Origin of the sequence: Kocuria sp. CPCC 205235, from assembly GCF_040980905.1 — a bacterium.
Classification (GTDB): domain Bacteria; phylum Actinomycetota; class Actinomycetes; order Actinomycetales; family Micrococcaceae; genus Kocuria; species Kocuria carniphila.
In genome coordinates this window covers 1-12,104 of the sequence record NZ_JAVKPR010000043.1, presented here as the reverse complement: position 1 = coordinate 12,104, position 12,104 = coordinate 1, and the positions used below count along the sequence as shown (strand labels likewise).

15 protein-coding genes are annotated in these 12,104 nt (G+C 61.9%); 8 read left to right on the top strand and 7 right to left on the bottom strand.

Annotated features, from left to right (window positions below; translation table 11 throughout):
- The first annotated feature begins 243 nt into the window (after positions 1 to 243).
- Positions 244 to 840 carry a ClpP family protease gene (locus RF638_RS15525; protein ID WP_368842405.1) on the top strand — a complete coding sequence of 199 codons (597 nt, stop codon included), beginning with the start codon at positions 244 to 246 and terminating at the stop codon, positions 838 to 840.
- Positions 841 to 846: 6 nt separating this feature from the next.
- Here RF638_RS15525 and RF638_RS15520 read toward each other — a convergent pair whose 3' ends face one another.
- From RF638_RS15520 to RF638_RS15510, 3 genes are all read right to left on the bottom strand, one after another.
- Complete coding sequence (locus tag RF638_RS15520) at positions 847 to 1,140, bottom strand: helix-turn-helix domain-containing protein (RefSeq protein WP_368842404.1); 294 nt, start codon at positions 1,138 to 1,140, stop codon at positions 847 to 849.
- 139 nt (positions 1,141 to 1,279) lie between these two features.
- A complete protein-coding gene (locus RF638_RS15515) occupies positions 1,280 to 1,726 on the bottom strand; it encodes an SRPBCC domain-containing protein (RefSeq protein ID WP_368629580.1) in 447 nt (148 codons plus the stop codon).
- Positions 1,727 to 1,807: 81 nt separating this feature from the next.
- Complete coding sequence (locus RF638_RS15510) at positions 1,808 to 2,578, bottom strand: formylglycine-generating enzyme family protein (protein ID WP_368842403.1); 771 nt, start codon at positions 2,576 to 2,578, stop codon at positions 1,808 to 1,810.
- A 25-nt stretch (positions 2,579 to 2,603) separates the two neighbouring features.
- Between RF638_RS15510 and RF638_RS15505 the strand changes: the two genes are divergently transcribed.
- From RF638_RS15505 to RF638_RS15485, 5 genes are all read left to right on the top strand, one after another.
- Positions 2,604 to 2,978 carry a DinB family protein gene (locus RF638_RS15505; RefSeq protein ID WP_259915801.1) on the top strand — a complete coding sequence of 125 codons (375 nt, stop codon included), beginning with the start codon at positions 2,604 to 2,606 and terminating at the stop codon, positions 2,976 to 2,978.
- A gap of 71 nt (positions 2,979 to 3,049) precedes the next feature.
- Positions 3,050 to 4,402: an ATP-binding protein gene (locus tag RF638_RS15500; RefSeq protein WP_095797079.1), complete on the top strand. Its 1,353-nt coding sequence runs from the start codon at positions 3,050 to 3,052 to the stop codon at positions 4,400 to 4,402.
- Positions 4,403 to 4,473: 71 nt separating this feature from the next.
- Positions 4,474 to 5,235 carry an SDR family oxidoreductase gene (locus RF638_RS15495; RefSeq protein WP_259915803.1) on the top strand — a complete coding sequence of 254 codons (762 nt, stop codon included), beginning with the start codon at positions 4,474 to 4,476 and terminating at the stop codon, positions 5,233 to 5,235.
- A gap of 194 nt (positions 5,236 to 5,429) precedes the next feature.
- Complete coding sequence (locus tag RF638_RS15490; protein ID WP_095797077.1) at positions 5,430 to 6,065, top strand: YdhK family protein; 636 nt, start codon at positions 5,430 to 5,432, stop codon at positions 6,063 to 6,065.
- Positions 6,066 to 6,267: 202 nt separating this feature from the next.
- Positions 6,268 to 6,495 carry a helix-turn-helix domain-containing protein gene (locus tag RF638_RS15485; RefSeq protein ID WP_095797076.1) on the top strand — a complete coding sequence of 76 codons (228 nt, stop codon included), beginning with the start codon at positions 6,268 to 6,270 and terminating at the stop codon, positions 6,493 to 6,495.
- 214 nt (positions 6,496 to 6,709) lie between these two features.
- Here the strand turns inward: RF638_RS15485 and RF638_RS15480 are convergent, their stop codons facing one another.
- The 3 genes from RF638_RS15480 to RF638_RS15470 are packed head-to-tail and all read right to left on the bottom strand — an operon-like array spanning position 6,710 to position 8,592.
- The gene (locus RF638_RS15480; RefSeq protein WP_259915804.1) at positions 6,710 to 7,309 is read right to left on the bottom strand and encodes a class I SAM-dependent methyltransferase; all 600 of its coding nucleotides are present in this window, start codon (positions 7,307 to 7,309) and stop codon (positions 6,710 to 6,712) included.
- 4 nt (positions 7,310 to 7,313) lie between these two features.
- Positions 7,314 to 7,694, bottom strand: a complete 381-nt coding sequence (locus RF638_RS15475; protein ID WP_095797075.1) for a MerR family transcriptional regulator — start codon at positions 7,692 to 7,694, stop codon at positions 7,314 to 7,316.
- Positions 7,687 to 8,592 carry an aldo/keto reductase gene (locus tag RF638_RS15470; RefSeq protein ID WP_368631476.1) on the bottom strand — a complete coding sequence of 302 codons (906 nt, stop codon included), beginning with the start codon at positions 8,590 to 8,592 and terminating at the stop codon, positions 7,687 to 7,689. Before RF638_RS15470 ends, RF638_RS15475 begins: the two co-directional genes overlap by 8 nt.
- A gap of 287 nt (positions 8,593 to 8,879) precedes the next feature.
- Here RF638_RS15470 and RF638_RS15465 point away from each other — a divergent pair, with 287 nt between their 5' ends.
- A complete protein-coding gene (locus RF638_RS15465; RefSeq protein WP_368842402.1) occupies positions 8,880 to 10,901 on the top strand; it encodes a glycoside hydrolase family 3 protein in 2,022 nt (673 codons plus the stop codon).
- A gap of 96 nt (positions 10,902 to 10,997) precedes the next feature.
- Complete coding sequence (locus RF638_RS15460) at positions 10,998 to 11,561, top strand: XRE family transcriptional regulator (protein WP_315277646.1); 564 nt, start codon at positions 10,998 to 11,000, stop codon at positions 11,559 to 11,561.
- Between the two features lie 16 nt (positions 11,562 to 11,577).
- On the opposite strand, the gene RF638_RS15455 is transcribed toward RF638_RS15460, so the two are convergent.
- Positions 11,578 to 12,030, bottom strand: coding sequence for a DUF2938 domain-containing protein (locus tag RF638_RS15455; protein WP_368842406.1), 453 nt, complete (start codon positions 12,028 to 12,030; stop codon positions 11,578 to 11,580).
- Positions 12,031 to 12,104 lie beyond the last annotated feature (74 nt).

Here is a 12,104-nt window from a genome sequence, read left to right as displayed (position 1 = left end):
GTCCGCACCCGCCTGATGAACACCACACCACGACTCTAGAACCATCCAATTAGTGCGTGAAACCGCCCCAATCCGACAGCATCACCACAGGTCACAGCCCCGCCATGCCGCAGAGCCCCAGGTCGTGAGCCAACTCAGGTTCGATGCCCAAGAGGCTCTTGAATACGGGTTCATCGACCACGTGGTCACGGGGCTGGACGACCTTGTGTCGAACCTCGAACCTTCCACGGCAGGAAAAGGCTCATGAGCACTTACACCATCCCCTACGTCACCACCCATAGCCCGCAGGGAGACCGCACGGTCGACGTGTACTCGAGACTTCTTGAAGAGCGGATCGTTTACCTGGGCACGGCGATTGATGATGGCGTGGCCAACGCAATCATCGCTCAGCTCATCCACCTGGAAGCCGATAAACCCGACCAGCCCATTCAGCTCTACATCAACTCACCGGGCGGTTCGATCCCAGCCATGTTGGCTATCTATGACGCCATGAATTACGTGCGATGCGACGTGTACACCACGTGCGTGGGAGAGGCCGGGTCCACCGCCGCAGTCATTCTTGCCGGGGGAGCACCCGGCGGGAGATCTATGCTGCCCCACGGGCGCGTCGTGATTCACGCTCCCGCGGCGGAGGGGCGCGGAGCGGTCCCCGACCTCATTCTCAAAGCCGACGAAATTGAGCGTGTGCGCACGATGCTCGAAGAAATCCTGGCCCGGCATACGCAGAAAACTCGGGAACAGATCCGGAAGGACACGGAACGCGACCTCATCCTCACCGCCGAGAAGGCGTTGGAGTACGGGGTCATCGACGAGATCGTTGGGCAGCGCCCTCGTCATTGAGGTGGTTCAGGCCGCGAGGCACAGTGAGCCGCGATCAACATTGGACGCGGCACGACGTGCGACCTCACCAACGGTCAGGTCCAGGGCGCCCGCCACGGCACTGAAGATCTCGGACGAAGGGTCTTTTCGACCCCGTTCGATCTCCGAGAGGTACTGTGGCGCAACCCCTGCGCGACTCGCGACATCTGCAATACGTTCGCCCCGGTCGAGGCGCTCCTCACGCAGCGTCTCACCCACGGACTCCCGCCAGAGCAGGTCTGAGGAGGCTTCAGATGCCGGAAACTTTACTACGTCGCCCATGTGTCCACGCTACGCCTCATACATGGACTCATGTCACTGCCGTGAGCTTAATTCGGGGCCTTTAAGCCGACGCCGCCCCGACCGGTGATTCGCCGATGCGAGCACTTGCTTTGGTCCGGTAATCCATCAATTCATACCGCTACTCACTCAGAAACTCCGCCAATTGCGCGAGTGCTTTGGTGTGACCGTTCCGGTGACCATCGATCATGTCTTGACCCACGAACGAGGCCACTTGATCAACGATGGTGACCAGGGCGCCGTCGTCGTGGGGTTCGAAGGTCCAGGTGACCAGCGCGGTCGCGAGGAGCGTGCCGTCGGTCGTGACCGTGTCGGTGTGGACGACCAACTCGCGCGGAAGGATCTGGACGTACCCGATCTCGCCCGCGACGTTGAGATCGCCGGACGGGCCGCAGCGGTACGAGGCGAGGCCTCCGGGGCGGAAGTCATCGGTGGAGTAGACCAACCCGTCGCCCTTGGGGACGCTCCACTCCGAGCGCGATGAGGTGTCCTGGAACGCCGCCCACACGATCTCCAAAGGTGCGGGAATGATCTGACTGATGTGAAGGGTCTGATGCGTGACGCTCATGAGAAGCTCCAGAGCTTGTGGGGTTGGAAGTCCAGTCAAGCACCGTGGAACCCACAGGGAAAGGGGCGTTCGTCGACCCGATCAGAGCGAGTTCGTCGGAATGTCCTTGAGCGGTGTCCAACCGAACGGAACGGGTCCGCGGGGTTTCGCACGAGCGAGGTCCTCGACATCGGACCACCCCTGTGCGTCGGTGGCACCGGGATCGCCGACGGCGCCGCGGGTCGGTCGAAAGCCGACGTCGTCAATGACGGCATCCGGCGCGCTTCCCCGTCGAACGGATGCCCGGCAGCTCCACGAAGGATCAGCCCAGCCCCCGCCCCGAAGGCTTCGGTAACCCCCGTATCGCGCGGGATCCGCCAGGTCCCAGCACCATTCCCACACGTTTCCGAGCATGTCGTAGAGGCCGAAGTCATTGGGCTGTTTGGTGGCCACGGGCTGAGGTGAGTCGACGCCGTCGGCCTCGGTCCAGGCAATCTCCGAGAGGGGGCCGTACGTTGGGCCGGTCGTTCCCGCGCGGCATGCGAATTCCCATTCGGCCTCGGTGGGTAGGCGATAGCCGTCCGCGGCGGGATTCCAGAACGCCCAATCATCGGCGATCGTGTACGCGGGCGAGAGTCCTTCCGCATCCGATGCCGCGTTGCACCACCTGATCGCATCGAACCAGGTGATGGGTGTGACAGGGCGATCGGCCCTCGAATTGCCCGCCTCGCCAGCGTATTGCGCGACCGTTACGGGAGTCTCGGCGAGCTGGAATGCCTGAAGGACGACGTCGCGCACGGCTCCGGCCCGCGCGTTCTTGAGTGTGATGCTGCCCGCTGGAACGTGACGGAAGGTAATCTCGGACGGGGTCATGAATGACAGCCTTCCATGAACCCTGATGAGGCAGCTTGTCCTCAACGAACCATCGAGAACCGAACCGCCTGCAGTCAGGGAGGTTCTCTGGGCTGAAGATGGCATCGAGCCCTGGGAATCCGTGGATTGGGAGGCGTCACCGGATTGGGAGTTCGACACCGCCATTCACGACGACCCGGCCGATCTCGTCGAGAACTGGCAGACGAGTGTCTCACTGGCCCGGGGGAACGCCGAACGTGCCTACACGGAGGGCGGCCTAGACACCAGAAGCAAAACCACACGCCACGGCGAAACCCACAACCTCCGTTGGATCCTGACTCACATGATCGAGGAGTACGCCCGCCACAACGGACACGTGGACCTGATCAGGGAATCCATCGACGGGCTGACGGGGGAGTAAAAGCAGCCGGCCGAGGCCCCGTGTCATAATGAAGCCCTCCAACTCACCAACCGGAACGAAGGAGTTCTCGGGTGACTACGTGGCATATCAGAGATTTCCACCCCGCTGACATGGACTCGATTCTGCGCCTGTGGGAGAGTTCCCGCTTGTCCGGCGTGGAACCCGTTTACGCCCTGTCGGAAGTCCTGGCGTCATGCCAGGAGGACCAAGCCGTGGTCGCCGTGGACGACGACGTGGTGGTCGGCGCGGCCGTCGCACGCGCTGCGCATGACCAAGGTTGGATCGTGTTCTTCGGCGTGGACAGCCAGTGGCTCGACCAGGGCATCGGCAGTGCGCTGTTGGCCGCCGTCGAAAGCAAACTCGCGCCACTTGGTCTCACCAGGCTCTCCATCCTGGTGCCTGATTCCGAGCGTCGCGTGGAGGCTTTGGGGGACGCTGGCTACCTGGACAAGAAACACCTTCGCTACTTCGAGCGGGAAATCCCCATCCAGCGCCAAGAAATCGGACTGCTCCACGCGCTCGGCGGTCGGCTGCTGTCGCGAAACCTGTGGAACAACATGGGTGGCATGCAGCGGGAGAAGGAAATGCTCGAACGGCGTCTGGTGCTGCCGCTAGCCGATCCAGATCTCGCCCAGCAATACGGCGTGGTGCCGCCCCGGGCGGTCATGCTGTTCGGGCCTCCCGGCACCGGCAAGACGACCTTCGCCAAGGCCATTGCCTCTCGCCTGGAATGGCCGTTCGTTGAGGTCTTCCCGTCCCGTCTCGCCGCCGATCCCAAGGGCCTGGCCGGTGCCTTGCGTGAGATCTTCCTGGAAATCTCGCAGCTGGAACACGCGGTCGTCTTCATCGACGAGGTCGAGGAAATTGCCGCGCAACGCAAGGGCGATCCGCCGTCGCCGCTGCAGGGGGTGACCAACGAGCTACTCAAAATCATTCCCGCATTCCGCGACCGCCCCGGCCGACTGCTGGTTTGCGCCACCAACTTCATTCGCACGTTGGATTCGGCCTTCCTGCGCCATGGCCGTTTCGACTACGTCATCCCGATTGGCCTGCCCGACGACGTTGCTCGCCAAGCCATTTGGCTGCGCTACATCCCCGAATCGGTCGCCGAAAATGTTGATTTGGATCTGCTGGTGTCCAAGTCGAACGGCTTCTCCCCGGCGGATATCGAGTTCTCGGCGCGCAAGGCTTCCCAGCACGCGCTGGAGAAATCGGTTTACGGGGCCGCTTCGGATGGTTCCGCAGCTGAAGCTGCCGACGTCGACGACGCCGCCAAGACCGACGCCGCCGCCGTTCGCGCACCTGGCGCTACCGGACCCACGACGGAGGACTATCTGGAGGCCATCGCTCAAACCCGCGCCACGGTCTCCGCGGAGGTCGTCCACGAGTTCCAGGAGGACATCAAGCGGATCGCGCGGTTGTAGCCGTTTGGTTCGTTCCACGGTGAGTTTGCCGCCCCCTATCTCCCGCAGTTGGGCGTGGCTAGGGTGGATGCATGAGCAAAATTGCGGTGTTGGGCGCCAGTGGAAATTTCGGGTCTGCCCTGTCAGACAAGTTGGAACAGCAGGGTCATGACGTGGTGCGCATCAGTCGCAGCCACGGTGTGGACGTAATGTCACCCGAGGGGTTGGAGCGAGCCCTGGACGGCGTGGACATCGTGGTCGACGCACTGCACATTGATGCCCTCGGCGCGCAGAAGTCGATCGAGTTCTTCACCCGTGCGGCACGAAACGTGGTCCAGGCGGCGCAAGCGAACGGCGTCGGCAGGATCGTGTGTCTGTCCATTGCGGGCGCAACTAACCCCGAGGTGAACCACCGAAACGGCCATTACCAAGGGAAGGCCGCACAGGAGAGCTTTTACCAAGAGGCTGACATCCCCTCCACCACGGTGCGCTCATCGCAGTGGTTCGAGCTGATCCCCGTGCTCGTCCATCGGGTGACCAAGGGGCCGCTGTCTATCATGCCGAGCATGCTGCTGGCGCCTGCCGCGATGAGCGATGTGGTGACTTACATGGCGGATCTCGTGAGTGAACCTCGCCCGGCTCGGAACGAGATTGTTGCTGTTCGGGGACCCCAGGTGGATTCCGCGGCGAACTTTGCCCGGCGGATTCTCGCTGCCAAGGGTTCGATCGACGGCGTGCAACCGAAGACCATTCGCGAGGCTCCGTACTTGGGTCGCGGAATCGCCAACGGTGGCCTCATCCCGGCCGACGCCCACGTGACCACCACGACGATCGATGAGTGGCTCGGCGCGTAGGGGCAGCACCCAGCCACAGCATTGAGAAGTCCAATGTGCGAGCAATCATTGCTTGATTAATACCCCATAGGGGTATACAAAAGAAGGAGAGGAACCGTTCGGGTTTTCGGCGCGCGGCTCAGTCGCTCGGGGTTGCTGCCCATCGATGCCGCACCCCGCACCGAAACTCGAACCAACAACTGGGAGGATCCACCATGAAACGCACCATCACTTTGCCTGGCCTGACACTGGCCGCTGCCTTGGCGTTGACTGCCTGTGGTGGCACGGACGCCGGGGAGGAAGAGACGCCCTCAGTGCCGGGCACCACGGCAACCGCAACGTCGTCGCAGTCTGCTGATGAGGCGTCCGGTGCTCATGGGGGCCATGAGGGGCATGAAGGAATGGGTGGTGCTGAGCACCAGCACAACCCGAATGGTGGTCCTCCCCCTGAGGGAATCGTGGAAGTAAGCGACCCGACATACCCCGTGAGCTCCTCAGTGACCCTCACTGCCGATCACATGCCGGGTATGCGGGGCAGCGAAGCCACCATTACGGGTGCCTTCGACACGACCGCTTACTCGGTGACGTACACGCCGACCGACGGTGGCGAACCCGTGGTCGATCACAAGTGGGTTGTCCAGGAAGAACTACAGGACCCGGGTGAACCGCCCCTGGCGGATGGTACGGAAGTCGTGCTGACCGCCGATCACATGGCGGGGATGAAGGGAGCCGAGGCCACCATCGAGAGCTCCACCGATGAGACCGTTTACATGGTGGACGTGGAGACGGACGGGATGAAAATGACGAATCACAAGTGGGTTGTCGAGAGCGAGGTTCAACCCGCTGAATAGCCTGAGTGCTCTTCAGGCAGATCGACACCGATGACACCTCGGGAATCCTGTCGCCGGCTAATCAGATCTCGATTGGGTGCGGTCATCCAATTGATGGTTCCCCGCGTTTTCGGGATGTAACCGTTCGGTGTCTTTTCAATAAGTCACCGCACGGTTACACTCTAGATTGTCACCAAGCGGTTACACGTCGGTCAGGGGTGCCATGAGGATTCAAACTGCTGCTGAACTCGGCGCAGCGATTCGCAATCGACGGCTGGACTCTGGGTTGACCCAAGCTGCGCTAGCAGACAAGGCTGGTGTCTCTCGCAAGTGGTTGGTCGAGGTTGAGGCGGGAAAATACAGCGCCGAAGTCGGCCGTGTTCTGGATGTTCTCTGGGCAGTGGGGTTGAGGACCGATCTGGCTCCGGAAGACCAGAATTCTGAAAACTAGAATGAGGGCATATCTGAAAGGCATTAATCCTTTCTCACCCGCCCGATACTTGGTGAACGGAAGCTACCCTGCGAGAACCCGCCGAGAGCCGTCGTTCCCCATGAATGCAAGTTCTGTCAGCTACTACCAACCACGGGAACCCGGCCGACTCCGCGCATACAGTAACCACCACGTCGATCGATGACTGGCTCGGTGCTTAGAAACCGTCTCTGAGCTAAGGGGTGGAGAAACCCGGTCTGCGAGCAATCACTGCGGCATGTGGCCTGCTACCCGGAACAGTTCTCTGGTGAGACTCAACCACCTTGAATCCCGCTGCTTTAAGAGCGTTGCTCATCCCCTCAAGACTCCAGAAATATGCGCGGCTCACAGCGTGGTCGAATTCTTCGCCGTCCGTACCGCCAAAGAATCCCAGGAGCGCACTTCCACCGGGCCTCAACACCCGAGCAAACTCCTCAAGGATCTGGGGAACAGCGGAGGGTTCGGTGTGGATCAGCGAGTACCACGCAAGGATGCCTCCAAGGGAGTGAGACTGCAATGGCGGCCGTCTGAAATCACCACGTTCGAAGTTCACATCGGGGTAGGCGGCTCGCGCGTGGCCAATGAACTCCTCTGACAAATCAACACCCAAGACGTCTCGTCCATCCTGGCTCAATAATTCAGTCCAGTGACCTGGCCCGCAGCCTGCGTCCAGTAATGGCCCTGAACAGGAATCCCGCCACTCGCTAATCAGTTCTCGATCCGGCGTGGCCATCTGTTCGACGCTTCCCAGCGCTTCGATGTACTCGATAGCGCGGCGGTTGTAGTCGTCCTGCACTTGTTCACTGTGGCCCATGTCCACCCAGCCGTTGGTTGTAGTCCTCGATCTTTCTGTTGATCACGCGCATAGAATGCTGCCAGGACTCTATCTCTTGGATGACTTGTTCTCGATGATCACGTAAAAGGTCGAGTCGTTCGGGCACGCCATCTGGATCGCTCGCTACCAACCTGGTGAACGCCGCGATCTTGACCAGTGGCATACCTGTGGATTTGAGATGCAGAAGAACTTCGAGGAGGTGTAACTGGGTTTCGGTGTAGACACGATGCCCGGCGCTATCTTTGGTGGGTGCCGGGACGATTCCCTTGCGTTCGTAATAGCGCAGGGTGTCTGGCTCAAGGCCAAGGTGCCGAGCGGCGTCGCCAATGGACATGCGATCACTCATGCCGAGCCCTTTCCAGCCATTCCACATCCGATGAATTGAGCGTAGTCGTGACGGCTTCCCAAGCGCTCTGCACTTGCTCGGGAGTGGAGACCCCAACGACGGGAATTACCTTTTCGCGTCGGCGGACCATCCAGGAGAGAACGACTTGACCTCGGTCCAGCCGATACTTGTTGCCGATTTCGGTTAATGCCGCCGACGCCGCGGGCCCCATTTCATAGCCTTCTGGCAGCGGCCGATCCGCGCGGGTATATGCACCAGAGAGCAGGGGTGAATACCCCAGCCTCGTCAGGTTGAGTTCACTGCAGAGCGATGACACTTCATCGTCGAGTAGCACGTGAGGACTCAGGTCGGTGCTCGGAGCCGGCTCCCGATACGAGAAACGTTGCTGCAGCGCTGTATATGGGTGGGCCGAAGGCGTTTCAAGGGCTTCCGTGAGACGAGCCGCCGTCAGATTGCTGGAAGCAATGGTTCTGGTGAGGCCCTCATCCACTAACTGGCTCAGGGCATCCAGTGTTTCCTCGAGCGCGGTGTTCGCGTCATCGATGTGCGTGTAAAGAACGTCGACATGATCCACGTCAAGGCGTCGCAAGGAGTCTTGCACCTGGGTGCGGATTGCTCGGCGGGAAAGCCCCATCGATGCGTCCAGGCCGTCTCCCAATGAACGTGGACGGGCCCCGATTTTTGTCGCCAAGGTGACCTCGTCGCGCATGCCAGTGCCGTTAGCGGCCAGCCAGGCACCGATCGTCTCCTCGGACTCGTTGCCAGTTCCATTCGCCCAGAACGCGTAGTTGTTGGCTGTGTCCCAGAATCGTGCGCCCAACTCATAAGCATGGTTCAAGCAGGCGAAAGCCTGGTTGCGGGGGACTTGCGTACCAAAATACATAGTTCCCAAGGCCATCGGAGGAATCATTACGGGTCCGATAGTGAATGCGCTTGATCTCATGCTGTTACCCAAACAGTTGGACCATGGTCCAGGTCAATGAACGCCGCCGCAAACCTGCCCGAGCGCCGTCGTCCCCGCTCCGAAAGCCGCAACTCCTGGCAACTGCTGCCAACTACGGGAACCCGGCCGGCACCGCGCATACAGTGACCATCAGATCGCCATGGTCGGAGCTGGCTGGGTTTTTGGAGTGGTCAGCGCCGCCGTAATGGCACGGAGTTGGACGCGACGAAGGGGCCGCACACATGACTACTCAACCCGAACTCGGCAGCAAGACCGGCCGCTACATCGAGCAGGACGGCCTGACGTTTCGCGATCTCGACGGCGACGGCGCCCTGTCGCCCTTCGAGGATTGGCGCCTCCCCGCCGCCGAACGAGCTCGTGACCTGGTCTCCCGCATGACCACCGAGGAGAAGGCCGGGCTGATGGTCATCGGCTCGCACTACCCGGGCTACTCCGCATTCCTGCCTACCCCCGTTGAGGGACAGATCCTCAATCAGGAGGACGTCTGGCGCGACGCCAACCCCATCACCGGCGTGCCTTTCGCCGAGCCGGTACTGGTGACCTCGGCAACCGACAAGGCCATCAACGAGCGCGGTCAGCGCTACTTCGTGGTCCGCGACAACCTCACTCCCCAGGAACTCACCGAGTGGACCAACGCGGTCCAGGAACTCGCCGAGAACTCGCGAATGGGCATCCCTGCGATCTTCGCGTCCAACCCCCGCAACCATGTCGCGCTCGTCTCCCAGTTCGGTGTGAACGAGTCCACCGGCATCTTCTCCGAGTGGCCCGGTGAGCTGGGTCTGGCCGCACTGAACGACAAGGAACTCATCGAGACTTTCGGCCACGAGATCGCCAAGGAATGGCGCGCAGGCGGCATCCACAAGCTCTACGGGTACATGGCTGACCTCGCCTCCGAGCCTCGCTGGTCCCGCTTCAATGGCACCTTCGGTGAGGATCCCGAGCTGGTCTCCGAGTACATCGGCGCCGTGGTGCGTGGTATGCAGGGCGAGACCCTGAGCGAAGAATCCGTGGCCACTACCATCAAGCACTTTCCGGGCGGCGGCGTGCGTCTGGACGGTCACGATCCGCACTTCGAGTGGGGCCAGACCAACGAGTACCCCACCGAGAACGCGCTCGAGAAGTACCACTTACCCCCGTTCCAGGCCGCTCTGGACGCCGGTGCCGCCTCGATCATGCCGTATTACGCCCGCCCCATGAACAACTCCTCCCCGCAGCTGGACCAGGAGTTCTGGCAGGGCCCCACCACTCAGTTCGAGGAGGTTGCGTTCGCCTACAACCGCACCTTCATTCAAAGGCTGCTGCGCGACAAGATGGGTCATGAGGGCTACGTGAACTCCGACTCCGGGGTCATCGACGCCATGATGTGGGGCGTCGAGGACCTCAGCGAGGCCGACCGTTTCGCCGCCGCCGTCCGCGCCGGCACCGATATCTTCTTGGACATGGCCAACCCCGCCCAGCTGATCGCCGCCGTCGAGCAGGGTCACCTGGAAGCCTCCGAGCTCGACCAGCCCGCCGCGCGGCTGCTCACCGAAATCTTTGCGCTCGGCCTGTTCGAGAACCCCTACGTCGACGCCGCTCGTGCCGCCTCCGTCATCGGCGCCCCTGAGATCTCGGCCCTGGGCGAGCGCGCGCAGCGACAGTCGGTCACGCTCCTTCGTAACGACGCCGACGCCGCTCTGTTGCCTCTCCAGCTCGACAAGCCCATCAAGGTCTATCCCTTCGTGACGGGCCGTACCAAGATCGACCAGGTGCAGGGCCAGCTGGAAGAGGCCATTGCGGCGGTATGGCCAACCGCAGACATCGTGAGTGCTCCCGAGGACGCGGACTTCGCGCTCATCTGGGCCCGCCCTGAGATCGCACTGTTCGAGGACGATCGCGACGGTGTGTCGCTGTCTCTCGACCCCCGTGACAACGGCGTGGACGTGGACCGTGTTCAGGTGATCGAGAAGACCGTTCCCACACTGTTGGTGGTCAACGCGACCAACCCGTGGTTGCTGGCCGAACTCGAGCCCGAAGCCCAGGCGGTGGCGATCACGTTCGAGATCAAGCCCGAGCACCTGCTGCGCTCGCTGTCCGGAGAAGATGGCGGCCCTGCCGGTCGCCTGCCCATGACCCTGCCTGTGTCCGCGCAAGCCATTGCGGATTCACCCCGCGATGTGCCCGGCAAGTTCCTGGGTGACGAGTACGCCTACCGCGACCGTGACGGGAACCTGTACAGCTACGGATTCGGGCGTAGTCTCTAGTTTCTCGGGGAGGGGCGCAGCTGCGAACTGCGGGACCCGGCACGCCTTCATGACGGAGCGATCTGTGGTGAGGTGGGCCTAACGAGAGGGACGCAAATGAACGATGTGCTGAGAGACGTGGGCCCCAGGCTACGAGCCTTCAGGCATGCGAGATCCCTGACCCTCGAGGAAGTGGCTGTTCGAACGGGTATCTCGTCCTCGACCTTGTCTCGGTTGGAATCGGGTGGTCGACGTCCGACCTTGGAACTGCTGTTGCCGCTCTCGCAGTGCTATGAGCTACCGCTCGATGAACTGGTGGGTGCCCCTTCGGTTGGCGATCCCCGGGTTCATCCGCGACCCGTGCGACGAAAAGGGGTGATAGTGGTGCCGTTGACGCACCTTCCCGGGCCCCGGCAGGCACTCAAGATGATCTTGCCTTCCGACCATTCGACACCGGTGACCACTCGACACGAGGGCGTCGAATGGCTGTACGTTCTGTCCGGTCGGCTGCGGCTGATCGTGGGAGACCACGATGTGATTCTGGAACCCGGGCAGGCCGCCGAGTTCGACACGCGTACTGAACACTGGTTCGGTAGCACTGGTAACGGCCCCGTAGAAATCCTGAGTCTGCTCGGTCGGCACGGGGAGCGGGTGCATTTGGCCGAACCTGCTGGTGAGTGAGCTCTGAGACGACGACTCAGGAACGCAGGTGGCGAAGAATATTGGCCGCGACCCAGATGCCCAGCCCATAGATGGTGTGGGTCCGCAAGCTTCGGGCGCGAGCAATGGTCGGCGTCGGAGTCTTTGCGGCGGCTATGCCGAGTCCGAAAGCCGGCTGCATCACGAACCACGGTGCCACGATGGTTCCTATGCCGGTGATCAAGGCCGGGATAATCGTGGGGCGTTCCAACCAACGTGGGTGCACGGCAACCAACACGAGCACGAACCCGGTTCCAATGCTGTAATGCGCCGCCCAACCCAATAGTCGTTCATACCGAACCGGGACGGCGTCCATGATGGCTGGGTGTCGGAACTGCCCCTCTGACATGTGACCGATCCAGCGTCCGAGCAGGGCGTAGTCCAGAGGTTTCACTCCGCGAGTTCGGCGTAGGACCTCTCCGCCGGAGTCCATGACAACCGTTGCTCCAATGCCGGCTCTTCAACTTTGAGCGTGGTGGGGCCCTGAAGTAGGGCTCGCGGCCCTACGCCAGCATGGGTGTTGTC

Excerpts from the sequence above, each read along its gene's own strand:
- RF638_RS15510 (WP_368842403.1), bottom strand. The coding sequence starts at position 2,578 with ATGACCCCGTCCGAGATTACCTTCCGTCACGTTCCAGCGGGCAGCATC.
- RF638_RS15520 (WP_368842404.1), bottom strand. The coding sequence starts at position 1,140 with ATGGGCGACGTAGTAAAGTTTCCGGCATCTGAAGCCTCCTCAGACCTG.
- RF638_RS15495 (WP_259915803.1), top strand. The coding sequence starts at position 4,474 with ATGAGCAAAATTGCGGTGTTGGGCGCCAGTGGAAATTTCGGGTCTGCC.
- RF638_RS15465 (WP_368842402.1), top strand. The coding sequence starts at position 8,880 with ATGACTACTCAACCCGAACTCGGCAGCAAGACCGGCCGCTACATCGAG.
- RF638_RS15470 (WP_368631476.1), bottom strand. The coding sequence starts at position 8,592 with ATGGCCTTGGGAACTATGTATTTTGGTACGCAAGTCCCCCGCAACCAG.
- RF638_RS15525 (WP_368842405.1), top strand. The coding sequence starts at position 244 with ATGAGCACTTACACCATCCCCTACGTCACCACCCATAGCCCGCAGGGA.
- RF638_RS15475 (WP_095797075.1), bottom strand. The coding sequence starts at position 7,694 with ATGAGTGATCGCATGTCCATTGGCGACGCCGCTCGGCACCTTGGCCTT.
- RF638_RS15460 (WP_315277646.1), top strand. The coding sequence starts at position 10,998 with ATGAACGATGTGCTGAGAGACGTGGGCCCCAGGCTACGAGCCTTCAGG.
- RF638_RS15485 (WP_095797076.1), top strand. The coding sequence starts at position 6,268 with ATGAGGATTCAAACTGCTGCTGAACTCGGCGCAGCGATTCGCAATCGA.
- RF638_RS15505 (WP_259915801.1), top strand. The coding sequence starts at position 2,604 with ATGAGGCAGCTTGTCCTCAACGAACCATCGAGAACCGAACCGCCTGCA.
- RF638_RS15490 (WP_095797077.1), top strand. The coding sequence starts at position 5,430 with ATGAAACGCACCATCACTTTGCCTGGCCTGACACTGGCCGCTGCCTTG.
- RF638_RS15515 (WP_368629580.1), bottom strand. The coding sequence starts at position 1,726 with ATGAGCGTCACGCATCAGACCCTTCACATCAGTCAGATCATTCCCGCA.